Consider the following 240-nt stretch of genomic DNA (forward strand, 5'->3'; position numbering starts at 1 on the left):
GCCAAAATAATAATACAACCTATTCAAAAGAAGTACAAGCAAAAATAAAACAGTTCGAAAACAATTTAGGTTTATGGGGGCAAATAGGAAATCAGCAATTTACACTTGCCGACAGAATGAAAAGTAACCATATAAATGGAGTAAGTATCGCATTGTTAAAAGTTTATAAAATCGAGTGGGCAAAAGGAAATGGTTGGGCAGATAGGGCGGACCAACGGCCTGTTACTCCAAGCACATAAT

1 protein-coding gene is annotated in these 240 nt (G+C 36.2%); it reads left to right on the top strand.

The window, feature by feature from the left end:
* The coding region (locus KVT36_RS32085; protein WP_217607494.1) for a hypothetical protein at positions 1 to 239 on the top strand (239 nt) is incomplete at its 5' end.
* Position 240 lies beyond the last annotated feature (1 nt).

The organism is Chitinophaga sp. GbtcB8, assembly GCF_019091455.1.
In the GTDB taxonomy this organism is placed as follows: domain Bacteria; phylum Bacteroidota; class Bacteroidia; order Chitinophagales; family Chitinophagaceae; genus Chitinophaga.